The following is a 20,314-nucleotide window of genomic DNA, read 5'->3' on the forward strand; positions in this document are numbered from 1 at the left end:
GTGCGCTGTCCCCGAGCAATTGCTGGCTCTTTTGATTTGACTGCTATGGTCGGTATTCGCCGCGTGGAGGATTTCGGCCCGACCTCGGTCATGCCTCGTCTCCGCGCCGCTCGAAGAGATCGCTGATCGCAAGGATCATTTTTCCGCGACACGGCAACTGAACGGCTTTGAAGGGCATTTGGAAACCGATGAGAGAGAAGGAACATTCTTTCTCGGAGAAAATCATCATCGCAATGGATTTTATAGATTTTATTTTTTGAAATGTGCGGGTGTATTGGAAAATCCTGCGCACGAGATGACGCGGAGGCCAATCTCCCGGCCGCCAAAGGTTACAAAAGCGAATGCATCTCAGCTCTTAAGCGGAGAAAATGGAATGATGGCGGGCAAATTCGGGTAGCTCGAATCTGCACACCTTTCATCAGCCATTTTAACTTGGCGATCCGCTTCAGCGGGTCGCCACGAAACCTGCCGAGGCGACGAGATTGCTTGGGGCTTGCGTCCTCCTGAATTTCAGAGTCACGACCTTGAAGCCTTCAGATTCGAGTTCCGAAAGCAGATTGGGCAGCATCGTTGCCGTGCGTTTGTGGATGTCGTGCATAAGGATGATGCCGCGCCCGCGCCTGTGCAGCAGGTCCATCGTTCGCTGCGTCACCGAGACCGCCGTTCCGGCGAAATAGTCCTTGCTGTCGATATCGACATCCATGACCACCATGTCGCGCATGGCGATCGCGGCGCGCAGCCTGTGGCTCTCGGCCAGATAGGGGAAGCGGAAGAAGGAAACATCCGTCCCCGTCGCCTTGGTCACCGCCAATTCGCCCTTGATCACCTCGGCCATCGCCGCGTCGAAATCCAGCGAACTCAAATTGGCGTGGTCATAGGTGTGACTGCCGATCGTGTTGCCGTCCTCAGCGACCTTGCGGGCGAGTGCCGGATGCATCTCGGCCATTTCGCCGACCATCATGAAGGCGCCCTTGACGCCGAACTGATCGAGGATCGCCAGCACCTTGTCGGTCCGGCCGGGGATCGGGCCGTCGTCGAAGCTCAGGATCACTTCCTTGTCCTGCAGCTTGAGATCGGCAAGCGAGGAAACCTCCAGCGTCCGCCCGGCCAGATGGTGCCAGCCGCTCATGCGCGGCGTCGCATCGTCGCCAGCATAAGCAAGTTTGCGCCCCTCGGGCGCGATCACCGAGGAGGTCTTGATCGATGCATCGGGCGCGGTTTGTCGGGTGGTGCTGCAGGCGGAGAGGGCGGCCGTGAGGGCCAGGCAGGACAGAACGAAAAAGCGATACATCGAAAGGGCTCAACAAATCGGTAACGAATGTTGAGCCAACCTTTCGAATTATGGTTAATGACCGGTTGATGCAGGCAGGAATTGCGCCGTCGCGCGGCACTTCGCCGCGATTTCTCCGGGGCTGTGGCTATCCTGCCATCGCCTCTTCGTATTCGGAAGACAGCATCAGCCACTCCTCCTCGGCGGCGGCGAGTTTTGCGGCGGCCTCGCCACGCTGTTTTGCCTTTTCGGCGGCTTTGGCGGGCGTCTTCTCATAGAGAACAGGATCCGCAAGTTCCACATCAAGGGTCTGAATCTGTTTCTCCAGCTTCGCCGTCAAGGATTCGATTTCGTTGATCTTTTTCTTCAGCGGCGTCAGCGAGGCGCGCCTTTCCGCATTGAGCTTGCGCTGGTCGGCCTTCGATGTCGTCTCCTCGGCACCCTGCGGTTTCTCGTCTTTCTTCCGGCCGGAACTGACGATCAGGTCGCGGTATTCGTCCATGTCGCCTTCGAAGGTGGTGACGGTGCCGCCGCTGACGAGCCAGAGGCGGTCGACCGTCGCCTCGATCAGGTGGCGGTCGTGCGAGATCAGGATGACGGCGCCGTCATAGTCGTTCAGCGCCTCGATCAGCGCCCGCCGGCTGTCGATATCGAGGTGGTTGGTCGGTTCGTCGAGGATCAGCAGGTTCGGTGCATGAAAGGCGGCAAGCCCCATCAGCAGACGGGCCTTCTCGCCGCCGGAAAGGTCCTTGGCCGCCGTCGCCATCTTCTCGGTCGCCAGCCCCATCTGCGCGACGCGGGCGCGCACCTTGGCCTCTGCTTCGGCGGGCATCAGCCGGCGCACATGCTCCACCGCCGATTGCTCGGGGATGAGGTCGTCGAGCTGATGCTGGGCGAAGAAGCCGATCTTGAGGCCCGGCGCGAGCTTCACTTCGCCACTCTCGGGCGCCAGTCGCCCCGAGATGAATTTGGCAAAGGTCGACTTGCCGTTGCCGTTCGAGCCGAGCAGGGCGATGCGATCGTCATTGTCGATGCGCAGGTTGAGGTTTTTCAGGATCGGCTTGCCGGGTTCGTAGCCGACGGCGCCGTTCTGGATCGCCACGATCGGTGAGGCCGGCTGCTTCTCGGGCTCGGGAAAGCTGATTGGCTGAACGTGGTCTTCGATCACGGCGGCGACCGTTCCCATGCGCTCGAGCGCCTTGACGCGCGATTGCGCCTGCCGGGCCTTGGAGGCCTTGGCCTTGAAGCGGTCGATGAAGCTCTGCAGATGTTTGCGAGCCGCCTCGTTCTTGGCCTTGGCCTTCGTCTGCAGCTCGTCGGCTTCCGCCTTCTGCCGCTCGAACTGGTCGTAATTGCCGCGGTAGAAAGTGAGCTTCTTCTGGTCGAGATGCACGATGGAGTTGACCGCGTTGTTCAGGAGGTCGCGATCGTGGCTGATGATGATGACCGTGTGTGGATAGCGGCGGATATAATCCTCCAGCCACATCGTGCCTTCCAGGTCGAGATAGTTGGTCGGCTCGTCGAGCAGAAGCAGGTCCGGCTCGGCAAACAGCACGGCGGCGAGCGCCACGCGCATGCGCCATCCGCCGGAAAAGGAGGAGGCGGGGCGGGCTTGAGCCGCCTGGTCGAAGCCGAGGCCGGCGAGAATGCTCGCGGCGCGCGCCTCGGCCGAATGCGCGTCGATATCGACGAGGCGCATCTGGATTTCGGCGATGCGGTGCGGATCGTTTGCCGTATCGGCTTCGGCAAGCAGCGCCGCGCGTTCCTTGTCGGCGGCGAGCACGATCTCGATCAACGAGTCCTCGGTCCCCGGCGCTTCCTGTGCCACCTGGCCGATGCGCGCGCCCTTCGGGATCGATACCGATCCGGTCTCCGCGCTGAGATCGCCTGTTATGACGCGAAAAAGCGTCGACTTGCCCGCGCCGTTGCGCCCGACGAGCCCCGCCTTCGTGCCCGAAGGCAGCGACACGCTGGCATTGTCGAGAAGCAGGCGTCCGGCGATGCGGGCGGAAATATCGGTGATCGTGATCATGGTCGGCGTTTTGGCCGAAAGCGCGGATCAAGGCAAGAGTGATCCACCGAGACAGGTGTGCATGTCTTGTGGCCTCAACGCCCGAATGCCTGCACCGGCTGACGCCGGTTCGACTGGGCGGCAAAAAGTGCCACGCGGGCGTTGGCCTGAAGCTGTCCCGCAGTCGTCGCATCGGCGCTCAGCGCCACGCCGATCGAGATGGTCAGTCTGCCCGGATCGGCCTTGTCGGACGTCGCGAAGACGAGATTGTCTTCGACCGAGGTTCGCAGGCGCTCGGCAATCGCCATTGCATCCTGCATGCCGACATTGGAAAACAGGAAACCGAATTCATGGGCCTCGGTGCGGGCGACGAAGTCGTTCTTCTTGATGGATTTGCTGAAGAGGCCGGCGAGCTTCTTCAGCAGTTTGTTGCCGGCCTGCGTGCCGTATCTCTCGTTGAGATCGGTGAAATTGTCGATATCGACCATGATCAGCGCACTGCCGGCCGCACCTCCTTCGCGCTCGTAGAGCTCTGATATCACGCGGTTGAACGCGATGCGGTTTGCGAGCCCCGTGATCTTGTCGGCCACGGCGGCCGATTGCATCGCCGAAATGCCGCGCTCCAACACTTCCAGCGCCTTGATGTCTTCCTGAAGCCTGGCGCCGATGTCCATCTCCGCCGACAGCACCGCCGTCAGCGAGGCTGAGAGGTAGTCGATCTCGCCGATGAAGGCGACAAGGCTCTGGTCCTCATGTCCGGACACGGATTTCAGGATCGTGCCGCAGGCGCGCGCAAATGCATCTTTGTGCCTGAGGCCTTCGGCAAGCCGCTCCGCAATCTCGCGCAGCATCCGGCTCGCCTCGTTCCGCGAGGTTTCGCCGGCCAGTCCGCAATGGCCGACGAGGCGGTATTTCAGCCCGAGTTCGTCGAGCATCGCCTGTTGCGGCTGAGGTCCAAGTGCGGCGATATCCTGAGCAAGGCCCGGATTGAGCCCGATGATCGCCTCGTGGAAGAGTTCGTAATTGCGCGGCAGCGCGGCGACGTTCAATCGCGCCATATGCTGGGCGATCCTCTGAATGTCGGCCATCGGCGCCGAGCGCGCGGCCTCGCGCGGCACCAGTGCGTTTCCATTCTGCATGATGATCCCTCGCGGCCCGGCCTTTTCACTCACCTTCCGCTATGCGCGCAAGTTTTTAAAAGAGGCTGAATTTGCAAAAGGGATGCGCCGGATTGGCGACGGAAACCGGCAAAGGCGGTTAATTCAGTCTTGATGGAGGCTGCTGCCTCACATCCACTCGCGGCCTTCGGTGCGTAGGAAGTAAAGAAGGTCCAGCTGAAGGCTCGGTTTGCCGAGTGCCGTCAGCGTCATATGGCATTGGCCGCGATGATGGGTCTGGTGGTTGAAAAAATGCGCGAGTGCCGGTGCCAACGGCTGGGTAATCTCGGTCGGCTGTACAACCGTGACATAGGTGAAGTTGGCTGCAAGCGCCGCCTCATCAAGCCGGTCCGTCCAGGCAGTGATCCGCTGGTCCTCGGCCTTGCGGGCTGCGGCCAGCGCATCCAGTTCGTCAAAGAGGATGGCATCGAGTGTCGTCGGCGCTTCGCCGGTGCCGGTAAAGCGCTTCATCCATATGCGGTCGGCGACGAGCAGATGATTGAGCGTGCGATGAAGCGAACCGAAGAAGGCGCCGCGATCGCTGCGGAATTCCGCATCGCTGAGTTCGGCGGCGGCCGCATAGACCTGGGCATTGGCCCAGCGGTTGTAGGCGGCGAACATTCTGTAATGTCGAAGCATCTGGTCCCCCCTGGTCGTCGCAGCAGTCTAGCCCGGTTTGCCTGCAAATCGCAGTGATGCGCCCATGAAATTTCCTGATTTGATCGCAGACGCTTTCTGTCGTCGAATGGATGGAGCCGTGATTTCGAAAGGACTGTTATGACGAGAGCCCTCTATTCCCTCTGCGGCGCCGACGAACGGCGCTTCTTTTCGCCCCATTGCTGGAAGGCGGTGATGGCGCTGGCGCATAAGGGACTCGATTTCGAGGAAATCCCGACGACCTACGCCCGCATCCGCGAGATCGGCGGCGGCGTGTCCTCGACCGTGCCGGTGCTCGACGACAACGGCCGGCTGGTCTCGGACAGTTTCGACATCGCCCTTTATCTGGAAGAGACTTATCCCGAGCGTCCGTCGCTGTTCGGCGGCGAAGGCGGCAAGGCGCTGTCGCGCATGGTGGAAGGCTATTCGCAGATGATCATCCATCCGGCGATTATGCGCATCGCCCTTCTCGATATCCATGCCATCCTCGACGAGGGCGATAAGGCCTATTTTCGGCAAAGCCGCGAGGTCAGGCTCGGTAAACCGCTGGAAGTGTTTGCCGCCGACAGCGAGGCGGAGAAGGCTGCCTTCGGCACCAAGCTGGAGCCGCTCCGGCATATGCTGAAGTTCCAGCCCTTCATCGGCGGCCAGGGGCCGCTCTTTGCCGACTATATCGTGTTCGGCGCGCTGCAATGGCTGCGAGTCTCCGCCGGTCTCGCCATGCTGGCCGCCGACGATCCTGTCATCGCCTGGTTCGAACGCTGCCTCGATCTCCACGAAAGCCGCGGCCGGACTGTGACAGCGGCGTGAAATTGCCGCCGGCCTCTTGTTTTCGGGCGTTGGGGCGGGTAAAGACCGCCCACTTTTCCCGAGAAAACAGAGGATTTGACTATGGCGATTGAACGCACCTTCTCGATGATCAAGCCTGACGCAACCAAGCGCAACCTGACGGGCGCCATCACCAAGATGCTCGAAGATGCCGGCCTGCGCGTCGTCGCCTCCAAGCGCGTCTGGATGAGCCGTCGCGAAGCCGAAGGCTTTTACGCCGTTCACAAGGATCGCCCCTTCTTCGGCGAACTCGTTGAAGGCATGACCTCCGGCCCGACCGTCGTCCAGGTTCTGGAAGGTGAGGGCGCGATCCTCAAGAACCGCGAGATCATGGGCGCGACCAACCCGGCAAACGCCGCCGAAGGCACGATTCGCAAGGTTCACGCTTTGTCGATCGGCGAAAACTCCGTTCACGGCTCCGACGCTCCGGAAACGGCTGCCCAGGAAATCAAGTACTGGTTCTCCGATACCGAAATCGTCGGCTGAAGCCAAGCTTCGGCATTGGCTTGCAATGCTTTGAATTGACTCTCGAAAGCCGGGGCATGCTCCGGCTTTTCCTATTGTGCGCTTTTTCTATGCCGGGCATTTATCGGTGTTCGAGAAATCGACGCTGCCGTCGGGCTTGAAGACCTCGGGGTTCTTTTCGTAGAGCGCGCCGACGACGAGCGGTTTGCTCGGCAGCACAGTCTGGTCGAGGTCGGAGCGGAACTCAATCTTCAATTCCTGCAGCACCTTGCCGTCCTTGTCGACCAGCCGGACATTCACCGTATAGGGGCGGTCCTTGCGCACGCAGTGCAGGTTTTGGCTCTGCAGCGCGATCTTGTCGTCGATCGGATAGATCTTCTGGTTCAGCACCAGCGGGGCGCCGCCTTGCGGGTTTTCGAACTCGGCTATGATCGCAGAGCCGTCGGGGATTGGCCCCGTCTTCTTCAGCGTCAGCAAATAGGTGGCGCTCGCTACCCTATAGTTGAAGACGAAGAGGTGGCCGGTGACCTCGACCAGGTTTTCGGCCTGCCGCTGGCAGGCGGCAAGCAGAAGGCTCGTTGCAGCCGCTGCGATCAGATGTTTCCTCATGGCGCCTCCTCCTTCTTGCGGCGATAGTGTCGGTTCGCCTTGGCGCGGTTGCCGCAGACCGCCATGTCGCACCAGGCCCGGCTCCTGTTCTTGCTGCGGTCGATGAACAGCCAGCCGCAATTGCCGCAGATCTTCATGCGCTCCGGATCGGGCATGGCGATCAGCCTGAGCACCGAATGGGCGGTCGCCGCGGCCACGTTGCCGGGTCTTGCTTCGCGCAACGTTTTAGCCAGCGCTGCCAGCAACGCGGCCAATAATTGGTCGTCGCCGCCATCCAGTATACGCTTGCGGAAGTAGCGGTCGATCGCTTCCCGCAGCGCGATGAAATCGGCCTCGTCGCCTACAGCCACCGGCGCGATCTCGCCGAACAGGGCGCGTTCGGCGCAGAATTGCGCGGCGGCGCGCGGAAAGCTCTGCATCTGCTCCTGACTGGCGAAGCGGTCGATGCGCCGCGCCGCGTCGTGGCGCAGAACGATGCTGTTGGCGACATCGAGCGCCAGTGCGCCACCCGCAAAGCGGTGAGGGGTCCAGGAAAAGCTCATCGTCAAATTATAACTGGTGAAATAGGTTTTACCAGTTATAATTTATCGACGCGGAGTCTCGGGGAATGGCCTATCTTCTGCAGCAACTGGCGAATGCGGTTCCACTTGCCGCCCTCTATGCCGCGCTCGCCTTCGGTTATGCGGTCGCCTTCGGCGTGACCAAGCGGGCCGACATCACCTATGGGGCGATCTTCGCATTCTCAGGCCAGATCCTGCTGCTCTTCACCGAGCTCGCCTATGTCAGGTTCTGGCTGGTGCTGCCGGCCGCCCTTGCCATCGGCGCTTGCGCGGCCATCGTCTATTCACTGGCGGCGGGCCTCTGGATCGGTCGCTCGATCATGCTGCCGCTTGCTTGCAAATCGCCGAACACCGTCATCGTTGCCGCTCTCGGCATCATGATCGTGCTCATGGAGACCGCCCGGCTTGCTGCCGATACACGCGCCATCTGGCTGCCGCCGTTCCTGAACGATGTCGTCGTCTTCTGGAGCGACGGCCCGTTCAAAGTGACGCTGACCTATATCCAGCTGATCGACACTGCGCTGATGTGCGCCATCGTCGCGATCGGGACGCTGATCCTCAGGCGCACAGCCTGGGGCAGGTTCTGGCGGGCCGTCACCGACGATCCTCTGGCCGCCGAGCTTTGCGGCACCAGCGCCAGTCGCGTCTTTCTCGTCGCTTATACAGCCGCCGCCCTCGTCGCCACGCTCTGTGGCATCCTTGCGACCTTCTATTACGGCTCGATGGATTTCGGCGCCGGCCTGATGTTCGGGCTGAAGGTGCTGCTGATCGCAGCCGTCGGCGGCTATTCCGATCCGCTGCGCTCGGCGGGCGGTGCCGCCGGCCTTGCCCTCGTCGAAACCCTGTGGGGTGCCTATGGACCCTTCGTCTGGCGGGATCTCGTCATCTTCTCACTGCTCGTCCTGCTCCTAGTCATGAGCCGCAGGGAGCGCGTCGTCCTTTAGAATGGAGCATAAGAAAACCGCTTACACTCTGCATCATGCTCTGATCATTTCCACTTGTCGCGCGCGGCATCGTCGGCGTCTTTCGCCGCGACCCAATCCCCGGCGGAACCATCTGTGCCATGTTCCTTCTTCCAGAAGGGAGCGGCGGTCTTCAGGAAATCCATGACGAAATTGGCGCCGTCGAACGCCGCCTGCCGGTGCGGCGCGGCGGCGACGACGAGTACGATATTCCCGCCGGGGGCGATCTTGCCGTAGCGGTGGATGGCGGTCAGCCCGAGGAGCCCGAAACGCGTAATGGCGAGTTCACCGATGCGGGTCATCTCGGCTTCGGCCATGCCGGGATAATGCTCGAGTTCGAGCGCCGCCAGCGTGCCGCCTTCATCGCGGCAGAGGCCGGAGAAGGTCACGACGGCGCCGATGCCGGCTTTGCCCTTGGAGAGGAGATCGATCTCGGTCTGGAGGTCGAAGTCTTCGTGCTGGACGCGGATGGTGGGGGTGGTGGTCACTTTACAGACCTCCGTCGATTTGGAAGGTCATCGCTAACCCGGTCTTCCTCATTCCTGTGCTTGTCACAGGAATCCAGCCACCGCGCGTCCGCGCGGTGAATGACTCTTTCCTCCGACGATTGCTTCTTTCGCGCCCAAGGACTTGGGCGCACTGGATTCCTGTGACAAGCACAGGAATGAGGGAGAGAAAGGAAGACGCAGTCTCAGCCATCGTCAGTTTTCCCAAGCCCAAGCGGACCAGGTCTCACCCCCCCGTCATCGGCGGAAAAATCCCGATCTCCCGCGCCCCTGCGATCGGCTCATCATGCTCCACATGCTCCATGTTGAGAGCCACGCGGATCACCTCGGGATATTGAAGTGCGGCTTCATATTCCTCGCCCAGCGTCTTCAAATGATTCAGAAGATCGGCCACGGTGACGACGGAAGAGGGGAGGTCGATCTCCTCCTCACCCTTGCCGATGCGCTCACGCACCCAGGCGAAATAGACAAGCCGCGTCATTCCTCGTCATCCACGATATGTTTCAGCCCGGCACGGAAATAGTCGTAGCCGGTATAGATGGTCAGCAGTGCTGCGATCCACAAGAGCGCAATGCCCGTCTGCGTCGTATAGGGGAAAATCTCGTCGCCGGCAGGTCCCGCGAGCAGGAAGGCGATGGCGACGAGCTGCAGCGTCGTCTTCCATTTGGCGATCCGCGTCACCGGCACGCTGACCTTGAGTGCCGCCAGATATTCGCGCAGCCCGGAAACCAGGATTTCGCGGCAGAGAATGGTGATCGCCGCCCAGATCGACCAGCCGGCGATGGTCTGATCGGCCGCAACCAGGAGCAGGATCGAAGCGACCAGCAGCTTGTCGGCGATCGGGTCGAGCATCCGGCCGATATTCGATGTCTGGTTCCAGATGCGCGCGAGATAGCCGTCGAGGAAATCGGTAATCGAGGCGATGATGAAGATCCACAGCGCCACCCAGCGCGCAGTATTGCTGATCGACAGCCTGCCCTCGATGAAGAAGCAGAGAACGATCAGCGGCACGGCGAGGATGCGGCCGTAAGTCAGAAGGTTGGGAAGGCTGTACGCACGCGATGCCATGGGATCGTTTCTCTGAATTGATGCGCCGCTACAGCGCCGCGCGTCTTTACGAAAATCGATTCCGATTTTCGGGGCGCCGATGCGGTAGATGACGGCTTTGACCGCAGACCGTCAACATTCTTTCTGTCTTTTCACTGCCTTTGCGTGGAATTTACGACGGACGCCGGCTATTTCGCGGCGTCGTCGTGGAAATGGTTGTAAACTTGCTTGGCGACCGCTTCCGAGATTCCCTCAACCGCCATCAGGTCGGAAAGAGCGGCGCGCGAAACCGCCTTCGCCGTGCCGAAATGCTGGAGCAGAGCGCGTTTGCGTGACGGGCCGATGCCGCCGATCTCGTCGAGCGGGTTCTTGACCATTTCCTTCTTGCGCCGCGCCCGGTGCGAGCCGATGGCGAAACGGTGGGCTTCGTCGCGCATGCGCTGGATGAAGTAGAGCACCGGATCGCGCGGCGGCAGGGTGAAGCTCTCGCGCCCCGGCGGAAAGAAGCGCTCGCGCCCGGCATCGCGGTCGACACCCTTGGCGATGCCGATCGCCGTCACGCTGTCGGTGATGCCGAGCTCGGCAAGGATGGCGCGCACTGCCGTCATCTGCCCCTGGCCGCCGTCGATCAGGATCACGTCGGGCCAGGCGGGGAAAGGCATATCGGCAGCGTCGACGGCGGCCGCCTGGGCCGTCCGGTCGGGAATGCCTTCCTCCTTGATCAGCCGCGAGAACCGCCGCGTCATTACCTCCTTCATCATGCCGAAATCGTCGCCGGGGGTGATGTCGGTCGATTTGATGTTGAACTTGCGGTATTGGTTCTTCACGAAGCCTTCCGGCCCTGCCACCACCATGCCGCCGACGGCATTGGTGCCCATGATGTGCGAGTTGTCGTAGATCTCGATGCGCTGCGGCGCATAGGTGAGCCCGAATGTCTCCTTAAAACCTTCGAGCAGGCGCGATTGCGACGCCGTCTCGGCAAGCTTTCGCCCATGCGCCTCGCGCGCATTGCCGACGACGTGTTCGACGAGGTCGCGCTTCTCGCCGCGCTGTGGCACGAGGATCGAAACCTTATGTCCGGCCTTTTCGCTGAGCGCCGCGGCGAGAAGCTCCAGTTCCTCGACCGTTTCCGATAGCATGATCTGCTTCGGCACCGGCTTGTCGTCGTAGAATTGCGCGAGAAAGGCGTTCAGCACTTCGGCGCTGGACAGCTGCGGATCTGCCTTGGGGAAATAGGCGCGATTGCCCCAGTTCTGGCCGGTGCGGAAGAAGAATACCTGGATGCATGAGACGCCGCCTTCGTGATGGATGGCGAAAACGTCAGCCTCCTCGACGCCGGCCGGATTAATGCCCTGATGGCTCTGCACGTGCGACAGGGCCGCCAGGCGGTCGCGATAGATCGCCGCCCGCTCGAAGTCGAGATCTTCGGCCGCCTGGTTCATCGCTTCGGCCATATGCGATTTCACCTTCTGGCTCTTGCCGGACAGGAAGTCCTTCGCCTCCTGCACCAGTTCGGCGTAAGCCTCGTCGCTGACTTCGTGCGTGCAGGGCCCGGAACAGCGCTTGATCTGGTAGAGCAGGCAGGGGCGTGTGCGCGTTTCGAAGACGCTGTCGGTGCAGGTGCGGATCAGAAAGGCGCGCTGCAGCGAGTTGATCGTGCGCCCGACCGCTCCGGCCGAGGCGAAAGGTCCGAAATAATCGCCCTTTCGCGCCCTTGCGCCGCGATGCTTGAAAATGGCAGGCGCCCGGTGATCTCCGGTGATGAGGATATAGGGAAAGGACTTGTCGTCGCGAAGCAGTACGTTAAAGCGCGGCCGCAAGCGCTTGATCAGATTCGCTTCCAGAAGCAGCGCCTCGGTTTCCGTGCGCGTCGTCACGAATTCCATGTTCGCCGTCTGGCGGACCATTTGGGCGATGCGGTTAGAATGCACGCGGCCGACGGCATAATTGCCGACGCGCTTCTTCAGGCTGCGCGCCTTGCCGACATACAGCACGTCGCCGTCGGCATTGAACATGCGGTAGACGCCGGGGCTGTTCGGCAGACGCTTGACGAATTCGCCAATCAGATCCGCGCCGGTAAGCCCGGTCTCGTTGAGGCTGCCGGCGTTCCAATCGACCGCTGCCGCAAGAGACGAGGCGGAAACGTCGCCTTCCACCTCGATATCGTCTTCGCTCTCATCCGTCTCGTCGTAGAGAACGCCGCCATCCGGCAGCTTTCGTCCGTTCATTCCGTAATCTCCGCCACATCGGGCGTCTGCCAGGCAAGGTGCTGGCCGCCATCGAGGGCAATCATTTGGCCGGTGATCGAGGGCGTGTCGTAGAGGAAGCGAATCGTTTGTCCGAATTCCTCCAGTGCCGGCCCTCGCTGCAGAATAAGGGCTGAAACCTGCGCTTGGAAGTCCTCCAGCGCCTGACGCTCGCTCGGCATCGAGGGGCCGGGGCCGATGGAATTGACACGGATGCGCGGCGCCAATGCTTGGGCAAGCGTCTGCGTCGCCGTCCACAGCGCCGACTTGGAGAGGGTATAGGAATAGAAGCTGGGTCTCAGCGCCCAGACCCGCTGGTCGATGACGTTGACGATCTGTCCGGTCGCATCATCGGGCAGCTGTTCGGCAAACGCCGCGGCCAGGATGGAGGGCGCGCGCACATGCAGGTCGAAGTGCAGCGCCCATGTGGCAGCGTTGAAACTGCGGGCGGAATCATGCTGGAAGACCGACGCGTTGTTGACGAGCAGATCGAGCGGCCCGAGCGCGTCCGATGCCTTTGCGACCAGCTCACCCGCTTCGCCGGTGTCGGTAAGGTCGGCCTTGAGCGCGATCGCCTTCTGTCCCTTTCGCCGCAATTCCGCCGCCAGCTCTTCGGCCTCGCCGAAGGAGCCGTTGGCGTGGATCGCGACGGAAAAGCCGTGTGCAGCAAGGTCTTCGGCGATTGCCCGGCCTATTCTCTTTGCAGCCCCGGTTATGAGGGCCGAGCGAAGTCTTTTGTAGTTCAAAATCTTGCCTTCTGATCCCATGAGTCTGGTTGCAGACTATATAGGGGTCGGCTGAGATTATATAAATAGGCCGCTGCGGTTGCGTTGGCGGCCAGGATATTCTATGTATTATTTAAGAATGTCATTTATTAAAATAAGTATTTTAAGATTAACCATTCAGTATGGTTAATGAAATGTATGTTGCTCTCAAGCAACATCGAATTTCGGCCATGCGGCGGCCACAATCATATCACAATTTGGCTCTTTGAAATCCGCATTTCAGTTCCAATTTCAGTCTCGATCCGGAAGGGACATCTGGCAATTTCCCCGCCAATGCTTCGCTGAGAGACAGATGATAAGCGGCGCGGGACTGAAAGGAGAAAAGTATGCGTGTACTCATTGCTGGCCTCATGGCCTCTGCTTTTGCAATCGCGGGCGTCTCGGCAGCTCAGGCGGCCGATGCCGTCGATCAGGTTCCGGAAGCACCGGTCGCCCAGGACGCTCCGGTCAAGCCGGCCGGCAACTGGGAAGGCTTCTATCTCGGCGGCGCCGGCACCTACAACATGGGTGACTTCGGTTCCGATCGCCACACCTATGGTTTCGGCGGCCAGGTCTTCACCGGCTATAACTGGCAGGCCGGCCAGATCGTCTACGGCGTTGAAGCCGACCTCGGCTACAGTGGCGACGACGTTTCTTCGGGCGGTGTCGAGAACAAGTATGGCTGGAACGGCTCCGTCCGTGGCCGCGTCGGCTACGACATGAACCCCTTCCTGCTCTACGGCACGGCCGGTCTGGCTATCGGCGACGTCAAGGTTTCCGACGGCACCTCGGACGAAAGCAAGACGAACTATGGCTATACGGTCGGCGCCGGTGTCGAAGCCTTCGTGACCAACAACATCACGACGCGCCTGGAATATCGCTACACCGATTACCAGAGCAAGGATTATGACCTCGACTCCGGCAGCTTCTCGCGCGGTTATGACGAGAACAGCGTCAAGCTCGGTATCGGCGTCAAGTTCTAAGCCGACTGAACATTCATACACAAAAAAGCCGGGTTCATTGCCCGGCTTTTTTGCTGTTCACGCGTTGTTTGCAGACGCTCCGTGATTTTCGGATCAGGCGCTGGCCTTCAGTTCGCGATGGGCGGGGAATTTCTTTTCGAACTGCGCCAGCCAGTCGATCAGCGGCGCGTGATCGGCTTCCCATTGGTCCTTGAAGCGCAGGTCGAGATAGTCGAGCGTGGCGGCCAGCGCGAAATGTCCGCCGTTGAGCGTCTTGCCGACCTTCGGTGGATTGGCGCCGAGATGAGCGAGCCCGGCTGTCGCCTTCTTCCATTGCCTGTCGATCCAGGGCTGATGGACCTTTTCCTCGTCGCGGAAGCGGCGCTCGTAGACGATCGCCAGCAGGCAGTCGCAGATCCCGTCACACAGCGCTTCCAAAACTTCCACATCGGTGCGCTTGCCTTTCTTCGAAGGGTAGAGCCCGCCCTTCGTCAGCCGGTCGAAATAATGCATGATCGCGACGCTGTCGAAGATCGAGCCCCCGTCATCGGTCAGGAGCGTGGGGATTTTGCCGAGTGGATTGTTGTCCACCAGGATCGCCGGTCCGGTATTGGTATCGACCCGGATGGCATTGATCTCGATACCCAAAAAATGCGCAGCCATCCGCACTTTGCTGGAATAGGGCGAGGCGGGCGAGCAGAGGAGCTTCATGGGACACCTGACGAGATTGTGAATCTGCGGCGCGGACTATTCCTGAAGGCGATTAGCTGGTCAATCGTCCTTCACCGCCTTGTTCTCGCCGCGCAGCCAGAAGGCGCGATGCGAGGCAAACCGATCCTGCGCCAGATGATCCTTCAAGGCAGGCAGCAACCGGTGCAACTCGTCCTTCAGCGTGAAGGGCGGATTGACGATGACGAGGCCGGAGCCGGTCAGGCCGGTGGTGCCGCGGTCGCTGCGCACGGTGAGCTCGGCGCAGAGCGTTTTGGGAATGTCGAGCGCCTGCAGCATCTCGTGAAATTCCTTGATGGGCGCGCCCTTCTTCAGCGGATACCACAGGCAATAGGTGCCGCCCGGAAAACGGCGATAGGCCCTTTCCAGCCCCTTGGCCAGGCGCTGATATTCGTCCTCTTCCTCGAAGGGCGGATCGACGAGGACGATGCCGCGCTTTTCCTTCGGCGGCAGATGGGCGCCGAGCGCCAGCCAGCCGTCGAGTTCGGTGATGCGGGCATGATGATCGCCTTCGAATAGCCGATGCAGTCTGGCGTAGTCTTCGGGATGAAGTTCCATCGCCGACAGCCGGTCCTGCGGCCGGAACAGCATGCGCGCCAGTTTTGGCGATCCGGGATAGAAGCGGATGCCGCCTTCAGGATTGAGTTCGCGGATGGCCGAAAGGTAAGGCTCCAGCAGCTCGGAAACCTGAGGCCCGAGGTCCGCCTGCATCAGCTTGCCGATGCCATCAACCCATTCTCCTGTCTTCTGCGCTTCCTCGGAGGAGAGGTCGTAGAGGCCGATGCCGGCATGCGTGTCGAGCACGCGGAAGGCGCCCTCCTTCTTCTGCATGTAGCGGATCAGCCGCGCCAGCACGGCATGTTTCAGCACATCGGCAAAATTGCCCGCGTGGTAGATGTGGCGGTAGTTCATTTTCGCTGATGCCCGTATGAATTCGCGTTATCGGGAGTTTTTCTGGCTTTTGGCCGTTCAAGGCTTGGAATATACAAAGGCCATGAACATTGCGACCCCCATCGACGCCAAATCCCCGAAGCAGGATAGCAAGATCGCTCACACGGCCTGTCCGCATGACTGTCCCTCCACCTGCGCGCTCGAGGTCGAAATAACAGAAGACGGCCGCATCGGCCGCGTGCGCGGCGCCGGCGACCATTCCTACACGTCAGGCGTCATCTGCGCCAAGGTCGCCCGTTATGCCGAGCGGCTCTACCATCCCGACCGCCTGATGCATCCCTTGCGCCGCATCGGCGCCAAGGGGGCAGGGCAGTGGCAGCAGATTTCCTGGGACGATGCGCTGGATGAGATTGCTGAGGCCTTTGTGAGGGCTGAAGCAAGGGACGGCAGTGAAGCCGTTTGGCCATATTTTTACGCAGGCACCATGGGCTGGGTGCAGCGCGATTCGATCGACCGCCTGCGTCATGCCAAGCGCTATTCCGGCTTCTTCTCGTCGATCTGCACCAATCCGGCCTGGACCGGCTTCACCATGGCCACCGGCACGCTGCGCGGCCCAGACCCACGCGAGATGGGCCGCACCGATTGCGTCGTCATCTGGGGTACCAATGCGGTCTCGACCCAGGTCAATGTGATGACCCACGCGATCAGGTCGCGCAAGGAGCGCGGCGCGAAGATCGTTGTCATCGACATTTACGACAACCCGACGATGAAGCAGGCCGACATGGCGCTGATCGTCAAGCCGGGCACCGACGCCGCACTCGCCTGCGCCACCATGCACATCGCTTTCCGCGACGGCTACGCCGATCGTGACTATATGGCTGGATATGCCGACGATCCGGCCGGTCTCGAAGCGCATCTGAAGACGAAGACGCCGCAATGGGCGGCTGATATCACCGGCCTTTCGGTCGAGGAGATTGAAGCCTTCGCGCGCCTCGTCGGCACGACGAAAAAGACCTTCTTCCGCCTGGGCTACGGCTTCACCCGCCAGCGCAACGGTGCGGTCGCCATGCATGCGGCCGCCTCGATCGCCACCGTGCTCGGTTCCTGGCAGTATGAGGGCGGCGGCGCCTTCCATTCGAACAGCGATATCTTCCGCATGAACAATGCGGAACTGACCGGCCGGTCGATGAAGGATGCCGATATCCGCATGCTCGACCAGTCGCAGATCGGCCGGGTGCTGACCGGCGATGCCGTGGCGTTGCGCCACCGCGGCCCGGTAACGGCCATGCTGATCCAGAACACCAATCCCGCCAACATCGCTCCCGAGCAGCGCCTCGTCAGACGTGGCTTTGCCCGCGACGATCTCTTCGTCGCCGTCCATGAGCAGTTCATGACCGAAACGGCCGAGATCGCCGATATCGTCATTCCCGCGACGATGTTCGTCGAGCACGACGACATCTACCGGGCCGGCGGCCAGAACCACATCCTGCTGGGACCGAAGCTGGTCGAGCCGCCGCCAAGCGTGCGCACCAATCTCTTCGTCATCGAGGAGCTGGCAAAACGCCTCGGCGTCGCCAATCGCCCCGGTTTCGGGTTCACCGCTCGTGAAATGATTAACCGCATTCTCCAATCGAGCGACCTGCCGGATTATGATTATTTCCTCGAACACAAATGGTTCGATCGCCAGCCGGCTTTCGAGGACGCCCATTTCCTCAACGGCTTTGCTCATCCCGACGGCAAGTTCCATTTCCGCCCGGACTGGATCAATCAGCCGGCGCCGAACAGACCGCCGGCCGCGATCGGCGCGCTCGGGCCACACGCCGAGTTGCCGGCCTTTCCGGATCAGGTCGATGTCATCGAAGTCGCCGATCCCGAGCATCCCTTCCGTCTCGCCACGTCGCCGGCGCGCAACTTTCTGAATTCGAGCTTTTCCGAGACCAAGACGTCGCGTCAGAAGGAGGGCCGGCCCGAAGTGATGATCAATCCTGTTGACGCCGAGGCCAGCGGCATTTCACACGGCGATCTTGTCCGCATCGGCAACAGCCGCGGCGATCTGCGCATTCACGCCCGTATCACTACCGAGGTGAAACCGGGCGTGCTGATCGCCGAGGGCCTCTGGCCGAACAAGGCGCATGTGGACGGGGAGGGCATCAACGTCCTGACCGGTGCCGACCCGGTCGCGCCCTATGGCGGAGCGGCCGTGCACGACAATAAGGTCTGGCTTCGTGGGGGTGCTGCATGACGCAGCCGAAATCACGGGTAAAAATCGCGAGCGAGGAAACGCTGTCGAACGGGTGGACGCGGCTCAGCAGCTATCTGCTCGATTATATCGATCGCAAGGGAGCGACCCAGCGGCTGAAACGGGAAGTCTACCACCGCACGCCCGCCGCCTGCATCCTGCTCTATGATCCCAAGCGCGACCTTGTCGTTCTCGTCCGCCAGTTCCGCCTGGCGGTACACGTCAACGGCGACCCCGCCTGGATGATCGAGGTGCCGGCCGGCCTTCTCGACGACGACCATCCTGAGACGGCGATCCGCCGCGAGGCGATGGAGGAGACCGGTTATCGCCTGCGCGAGGCGCGCTTTCTCTTCAAATGCTACATGTCGCCGGGCGCCATTACCGAAGTCGTCCACTTCTTCGCAGCCCTGATCGACACCGCCGACCGTGTGGCCGAAGGCGGCGGCCTGGACGAGGAGCATGAGGATATCGAGGTCCTGGAAGTCCCGCTCGTCGAAGCCGCCCAGATGATTGAGGCCGGGGAGATTTTCGACGCCAAGACGATCATGCTTTTGCAGTGGGCCGCGTTGAACAGGGATCGGATCAGATAGCGGGTAGGGGCGCCTCGGGGACGGCTGGATGCACCCATGACCGCTCCTGCTTTGAGCCGCCAACGCTCGAAAATTCATACGACTGTCACGAAGCGGTTCTATCCGCTGCGGCTTGTCGATCATCGGATGCGATCAGGAGAAAGCCATGTGGCTCAGCAATTTCACCCTCGTTCTCCCGGACGAGGTGGTGAGCGAAGGTTCCGTGCGTGTTGAGGATGGCGCTATTGCCGAGATCAGGCCGGAGCCGGTCGCGAGCGCCGCCATCGATGGCGGCGGGCGGCTGCTGATGCCGGGATTTGTCGACCTGCACGGCGACATGATCGAGCGCGAGATCGCGCCGCGGCCGAACGCGACGATGCCAATCGATTTCGGCATCCATGAACTCGACAAGAAGCTTGCCGCCGCCGGGGTCACGACGGCCTTTGCCGCCGTCTCCTTCGCCACCGAAAGCGTCTATGGTCACGTCCGCTCGCTGGAGACGACGTCCGCCGTGATCGAGGGCATCAACCGGTTGCGCGACAATCTCCTGATCGACCACCGCGTCCACGCCCGCTACGAAATCACCAATATCGGCGCCGCCCCGGCTCTCGAGCGCCTGCTGAATGCCGACCAGATCGACATGGTTTCGCTCACCGACCACACGCCGGGCCAAGGGCAGTACAACAATCTGCAGAGCTACATCCTCAGCATATCCGAGCGCCGTGCCATCTCCGAGGAAATGGCCGCCGAGATCGTCGCCAAGCGCATCGCCATGCGCAACAATCCCGAAATCGAAGCCAAGCTGAAGGCGATCGTGGCGCTGGTGCTGAAGCACAAGCTGTCGCTCGCCTCGCATGACGATGACAGCGTCGAAAAAGTCGCCGAGATGCACCATCTCGGCGTCACCATCAGCGAGTTTCCAGTCACCGCACCTGCGGCCGAAGAAGCGCGCCGCCGCGGCCTCTGGACGCTGATGGGCGCGCCGAACGCCCTGCGTGGCCAGTCAATGTCCGGCAATCTCAGCGCCCTCGATGCCGCAAGGGCCGGGCTGCTCAGCGTCATCGCCGCCGATTACCATCCGGCTGCCTTTGTACCCGGCATCTTCAGGCTGGCCGATAGGGTGGAAGGCGGACTTCCGGCAGCCGTGGCCATGGCGACCGGCAATGCCGCCCGCTCCGCCGGTCTCCTGGACCGCGGTGAGATCGCCATCGGTCAGCGCGCCGATTTGGTGGCGGTCGAACCGGGCGATATCAACCGCATCCGCGCCACCTTCCGCGCCGGCCGCTTCGTCTACAGCGACGGCACGCTGCATCCGTTGCGGGCGCTGGCGGCTTAGGCGCACCTCCAGGCGTCGAAATAATCCCTTCTGCCACAGATGGCGAGATCCCGACTAAGTAGGCTTTCTCGTCGACAGTACCCCGACTATCACATAACTCCGGAACAAGACTGCCAACGACGCGGAATCAAGATGTCATCTGAGCCAAGATTGTTGCACAAGGAGTGGGGGCTTCTGCCGCTCGTCTTAAGTGGAATCGCGACAATAGCTGTAATTGTCTTATCAATTTACTACGATAACCAATATGGTATCGCGAAAGTTTACGCAGGCGGTGGATATATAGAATGTGAAAGATCAGTTGCTTCGTTATTAAATGCAATTATATTTACATATAAATACACGGGATTGGTTCTGATCGTTATTTCGTTGATTTCTGTTATTTTTTGTTATTTTTACGATAGGGTTATCTTTGCTTTATTGTAATATGTTTTGTATTTTTTAACTATCCATTTGCTGTGATGTTAAGCGGAACCAAGATTATTTCAAGTCAATCTTCGGTAGAGACG

At 61.0% G+C, this 20,314-nt stretch carries 20 protein-coding genes; 7 read left to right on the forward strand and 13 right to left on the reverse strand.

The genetic code is table 11. From position 1 onward, the window contains the following. Positions 1–445: 445 nt before the first annotated feature. The 4 genes from J0663_RS16270 to J0663_RS16285 form a co-directional block, all read right to left on the reverse strand. Complete coding sequence (locus J0663_RS16270; RefSeq protein ID WP_207241328.1) at positions 446–1,291, reverse strand: polysaccharide deacetylase family protein; 846 nt, start codon at positions 1,289–1,291, stop codon at positions 446–448. A 127-nt stretch (positions 1,292–1,418) separates the two neighbouring features. After that, positions 1,419–3,302: an ABC-F family ATP-binding cassette domain-containing protein gene (locus J0663_RS16275; RefSeq protein WP_207241329.1), complete on the reverse strand. Its 1,884-nt coding sequence runs from the start codon at positions 3,300–3,302 to the stop codon at positions 1,419–1,421. Positions 3,303–3,376: 74 nt separating this feature from the next. Then, positions 3,377–4,420: a GGDEF domain-containing protein gene (locus tag J0663_RS16280; RefSeq protein WP_207241330.1), complete on the reverse strand. Its 1,044-nt coding sequence runs from the start codon at positions 4,418–4,420 to the stop codon at positions 3,377–3,379. Positions 4,421–4,567: 147 nt separating this feature from the next. Continuing rightward, the gene (locus tag J0663_RS16285; RefSeq protein ID WP_207241331.1) at positions 4,568–5,077 is read right to left on the reverse strand and encodes a DinB family protein; all 510 of its coding nucleotides are present in this window, start codon (positions 5,075–5,077) and stop codon (positions 4,568–4,570) included. Positions 5,078–5,215: 138 nt separating this feature from the next. Here J0663_RS16285 and J0663_RS16290 point away from each other — a divergent pair, with 138 nt between their 5' ends. Next, positions 5,216–5,905 (forward strand): glutathione S-transferase family protein, encoded by a 690-nt coding sequence (locus J0663_RS16290; protein ID WP_207241332.1) that lies wholly within the window; start codon positions 5,216–5,218, stop codon positions 5,903–5,905. A gap of 81 nt (positions 5,906–5,986) precedes the next feature. Next, positions 5,987–6,409, forward strand: coding sequence for a nucleoside-diphosphate kinase (gene ndk, locus J0663_RS16295; RefSeq protein WP_011424805.1), 423 nt, complete (start codon positions 5,987–5,989; stop codon positions 6,407–6,409). A gap of 87 nt (positions 6,410–6,496) precedes the next feature. Here ndk and J0663_RS16300 read toward each other — a convergent pair whose 3' ends face one another. Together J0663_RS16300 and J0663_RS16305 are read right to left on the reverse strand one after the other, a co-directional pair. Continuing rightward, the gene (locus J0663_RS16300; protein ID WP_207241333.1) at positions 6,497–6,997 is read right to left on the reverse strand and encodes a hypothetical protein; all 501 of its coding nucleotides are present in this window, start codon (positions 6,995–6,997) and stop codon (positions 6,497–6,499) included. Continuing rightward, on the reverse strand, positions 6,994–7,539 hold the full coding sequence (locus J0663_RS16305) for a CGNR zinc finger domain-containing protein (RefSeq protein WP_207244521.1): 546 nt from the start codon (positions 7,537–7,539) through the stop codon (positions 6,994–6,996). Before J0663_RS16305 ends, J0663_RS16300 begins: the two co-directional genes overlap by 4 nt. A 65-nt stretch (positions 7,540–7,604) precedes the next feature. On the opposite strand from J0663_RS16305, the gene J0663_RS16310 reads away from it, so the two are divergent. Further along, positions 7,605–8,501: a branched-chain amino acid ABC transporter permease gene (locus tag J0663_RS16310; protein ID WP_207241334.1), complete on the forward strand. Its 897-nt coding sequence runs from the start codon at positions 7,605–7,607 to the stop codon at positions 8,499–8,501. Positions 8,502–8,545: 44 nt separating this feature from the next. Here the strand turns inward: J0663_RS16310 and J0663_RS16315 are convergent, their stop codons facing one another. The 5 genes from J0663_RS16315 to J0663_RS16335 all read right to left on the reverse strand — a co-directional run bounded on the left by J0663_RS16315 (position 8,546) and on the right by J0663_RS16335 (position 13,064). Further along, positions 8,546–9,007, reverse strand: a complete 462-nt coding sequence (locus J0663_RS16315) for a molybdenum cofactor biosynthesis protein MoaE (RefSeq protein WP_207241335.1) — start codon at positions 9,005–9,007, stop codon at positions 8,546–8,548. Between the two features lie 244 nt (positions 9,008–9,251). Continuing rightward, positions 9,252–9,506: a molybdopterin converting factor subunit 1 gene (moaD, locus tag J0663_RS16320; protein ID WP_207241336.1), complete on the reverse strand. Its 255-nt coding sequence runs from the start codon at positions 9,504–9,506 to the stop codon at positions 9,252–9,254. Beyond that, on the reverse strand, positions 9,503–10,093 hold the full coding sequence (gene pgsA, locus J0663_RS16325; RefSeq protein WP_207241337.1) for a CDP-diacylglycerol--glycerol-3-phosphate 3-phosphatidyltransferase: 591 nt from the start codon (positions 10,091–10,093) through the stop codon (positions 9,503–9,505). Before pgsA ends, moaD begins: the two co-directional genes overlap by 4 nt. A 167-nt stretch (positions 10,094–10,260) precedes the next feature. Then, the gene (gene uvrC, locus J0663_RS16330) at positions 10,261–12,300 is read right to left on the reverse strand and encodes an excinuclease ABC subunit UvrC (RefSeq protein ID WP_207241338.1); all 2,040 of its coding nucleotides are present in this window, start codon (positions 12,298–12,300) and stop codon (positions 10,261–10,263) included. Continuing rightward, the gene (locus J0663_RS16335) at positions 12,297–13,064 is read right to left on the reverse strand and encodes an SDR family oxidoreductase (RefSeq protein WP_207241339.1); all 768 of its coding nucleotides are present in this window, start codon (positions 13,062–13,064) and stop codon (positions 12,297–12,299) included. The genes uvrC and J0663_RS16335 overlap by 4 nt, the downstream gene beginning before the upstream one ends. A 365-nt stretch (positions 13,065–13,429) precedes the next feature. Between J0663_RS16335 and J0663_RS16340 the strand changes: the two genes are divergently transcribed. Next, positions 13,430–14,065 carry an outer membrane protein gene (locus tag J0663_RS16340; RefSeq protein WP_207241340.1) on the forward strand — a complete coding sequence of 212 codons (636 nt, stop codon included), beginning with the start codon at positions 13,430–13,432 and terminating at the stop codon, positions 14,063–14,065. Positions 14,066–14,158: 93 nt separating this feature from the next. Here the strand turns inward: J0663_RS16340 and J0663_RS16345 are convergent, their stop codons facing one another. Then, on the reverse strand, positions 14,159–14,755 hold the full coding sequence (locus J0663_RS16345) for a glutathione S-transferase (protein ID WP_207241341.1): 597 nt from the start codon (positions 14,753–14,755) through the stop codon (positions 14,159–14,161). Between the two features lie 60 nt (positions 14,756–14,815). Further along, positions 14,816–15,685 (reverse strand): 23S rRNA (adenine(2030)-N(6))-methyltransferase RlmJ, encoded by an 870-nt coding sequence (locus J0663_RS16350; RefSeq protein WP_207241342.1) that lies wholly within the window; start codon positions 15,683–15,685, stop codon positions 14,816–14,818. Between the two features lie 16 nt (positions 15,686–15,701). On the opposite strand from J0663_RS16350, the gene J0663_RS16355 reads away from it, so the two are divergent. The 3 genes from J0663_RS16355 to J0663_RS16365 all read left to right on the forward strand — a co-directional run bounded on the left by J0663_RS16355 (position 15,702) and on the right by J0663_RS16365 (position 19,808). Continuing rightward, a complete protein-coding gene (locus tag J0663_RS16355; RefSeq protein ID WP_207241343.1) occupies positions 15,702–17,906 on the forward strand; it encodes a molybdopterin-containing oxidoreductase family protein in 2,205 nt (734 codons plus the stop codon). Next, complete coding sequence (locus J0663_RS16360; RefSeq protein WP_207241344.1) at positions 17,903–18,493, forward strand: NUDIX domain-containing protein; 591 nt, start codon at positions 17,903–17,905, stop codon at positions 18,491–18,493. Before J0663_RS16355 ends, J0663_RS16360 begins: the two co-directional genes overlap by 4 nt. A gap of 145 nt (positions 18,494–18,638) precedes the next feature. Continuing rightward, positions 18,639–19,808: an alpha-D-ribose 1-methylphosphonate 5-triphosphate diphosphatase gene (locus J0663_RS16365; protein WP_207241345.1), complete on the forward strand. Its 1,170-nt coding sequence runs from the start codon at positions 18,639–18,641 to the stop codon at positions 19,806–19,808. Positions 19,809–20,314: the final 506 nt, after the last annotated feature.

Source organism: Rhizobium lentis (assembly GCF_017352135.1).
Taxonomy (GTDB): Bacteria; Pseudomonadota; Alphaproteobacteria; order Rhizobiales; family Rhizobiaceae; genus Rhizobium; species Rhizobium lentis.

What these genes read in the sequence shown, in the direction of transcription:
- moaD (WP_207241336.1), bottom strand. Translation starts at nt 9,506, where the DNA reads ATGACGCGGCTTGTCTATTTCGCCTGGGTGCGTGAGCGCATCGGCAAG.
- J0663_RS16305 (WP_207244521.1), bottom strand. Translation starts at nt 7,539, where the DNA reads ATGAGCTTTTCCTGGACCCCTCACCGCTTTGCGGGTGGCGCACTGGCG.
- pgsA (WP_207241337.1), bottom strand. Translation starts at nt 10,093, where the DNA reads ATGGCATCGCGTGCGTACAGCCTTCCCAACCTTCTGACTTACGGCCGC.
- J0663_RS16300 (WP_207241333.1), bottom strand. Translation starts at nt 6,997, where the DNA reads ATGAGGAAACATCTGATCGCAGCGGCTGCAACGAGCCTTCTGCTTGCC.
- J0663_RS16340 (WP_207241340.1), top strand. Translation starts at nt 13,430, where the DNA reads ATGCGTGTACTCATTGCTGGCCTCATGGCCTCTGCTTTTGCAATCGCG.
- J0663_RS16285 (WP_207241331.1), bottom strand. Translation starts at nt 5,077, where the DNA reads ATGCTTCGACATTACAGAATGTTCGCCGCCTACAACCGCTGGGCCAAT.
- J0663_RS16270 (WP_207241328.1), bottom strand. Translation starts at nt 1,291, where the DNA reads ATGTATCGCTTTTTCGTTCTGTCCTGCCTGGCCCTCACGGCCGCCCTC.
- J0663_RS16345 (WP_207241341.1), bottom strand. Translation starts at nt 14,755, where the DNA reads ATGAAGCTCCTCTGCTCGCCCGCCTCGCCCTATTCCAGCAAAGTGCGG.
- ndk (WP_011424805.1), top strand. Translation starts at nt 5,987, where the DNA reads ATGGCGATTGAACGCACCTTCTCGATGATCAAGCCTGACGCAACCAAG.
- uvrC (WP_207241338.1), bottom strand. Translation starts at nt 12,300, where the DNA reads ATGAACGGACGAAAGCTGCCGGATGGCGGCGTTCTCTACGACGAGACG.
- J0663_RS16355 (WP_207241343.1), top strand. Translation starts at nt 15,702, where the DNA reads ATGAATTCGCGTTATCGGGAGTTTTTCTGGCTTTTGGCCGTTCAAGGC.
- J0663_RS16310 (WP_207241334.1), top strand. Translation starts at nt 7,605, where the DNA reads ATGGCCTATCTTCTGCAGCAACTGGCGAATGCGGTTCCACTTGCCGCC.
- J0663_RS16365 (WP_207241345.1), top strand. Translation starts at nt 18,639, where the DNA reads ATGTGGCTCAGCAATTTCACCCTCGTTCTCCCGGACGAGGTGGTGAGC.
- J0663_RS16280 (WP_207241330.1), bottom strand. Translation starts at nt 4,420, where the DNA reads ATGCAGAATGGAAACGCACTGGTGCCGCGCGAGGCCGCGCGCTCGGCG.
- J0663_RS16275 (WP_207241329.1), bottom strand. Translation starts at nt 3,302, where the DNA reads ATGATCACGATCACCGATATTTCCGCCCGCATCGCCGGACGCCTGCTT.
- J0663_RS16350 (WP_207241342.1), bottom strand. Translation starts at nt 15,685, where the DNA reads ATGAACTACCGCCACATCTACCACGCGGGCAATTTTGCCGATGTGCTG.
- J0663_RS16290 (WP_207241332.1), top strand. Translation starts at nt 5,216, where the DNA reads ATGACGAGAGCCCTCTATTCCCTCTGCGGCGCCGACGAACGGCGCTTC.
- J0663_RS16360 (WP_207241344.1), top strand. Translation starts at nt 17,903, where the DNA reads ATGACGCAGCCGAAATCACGGGTAAAAATCGCGAGCGAGGAAACGCTG.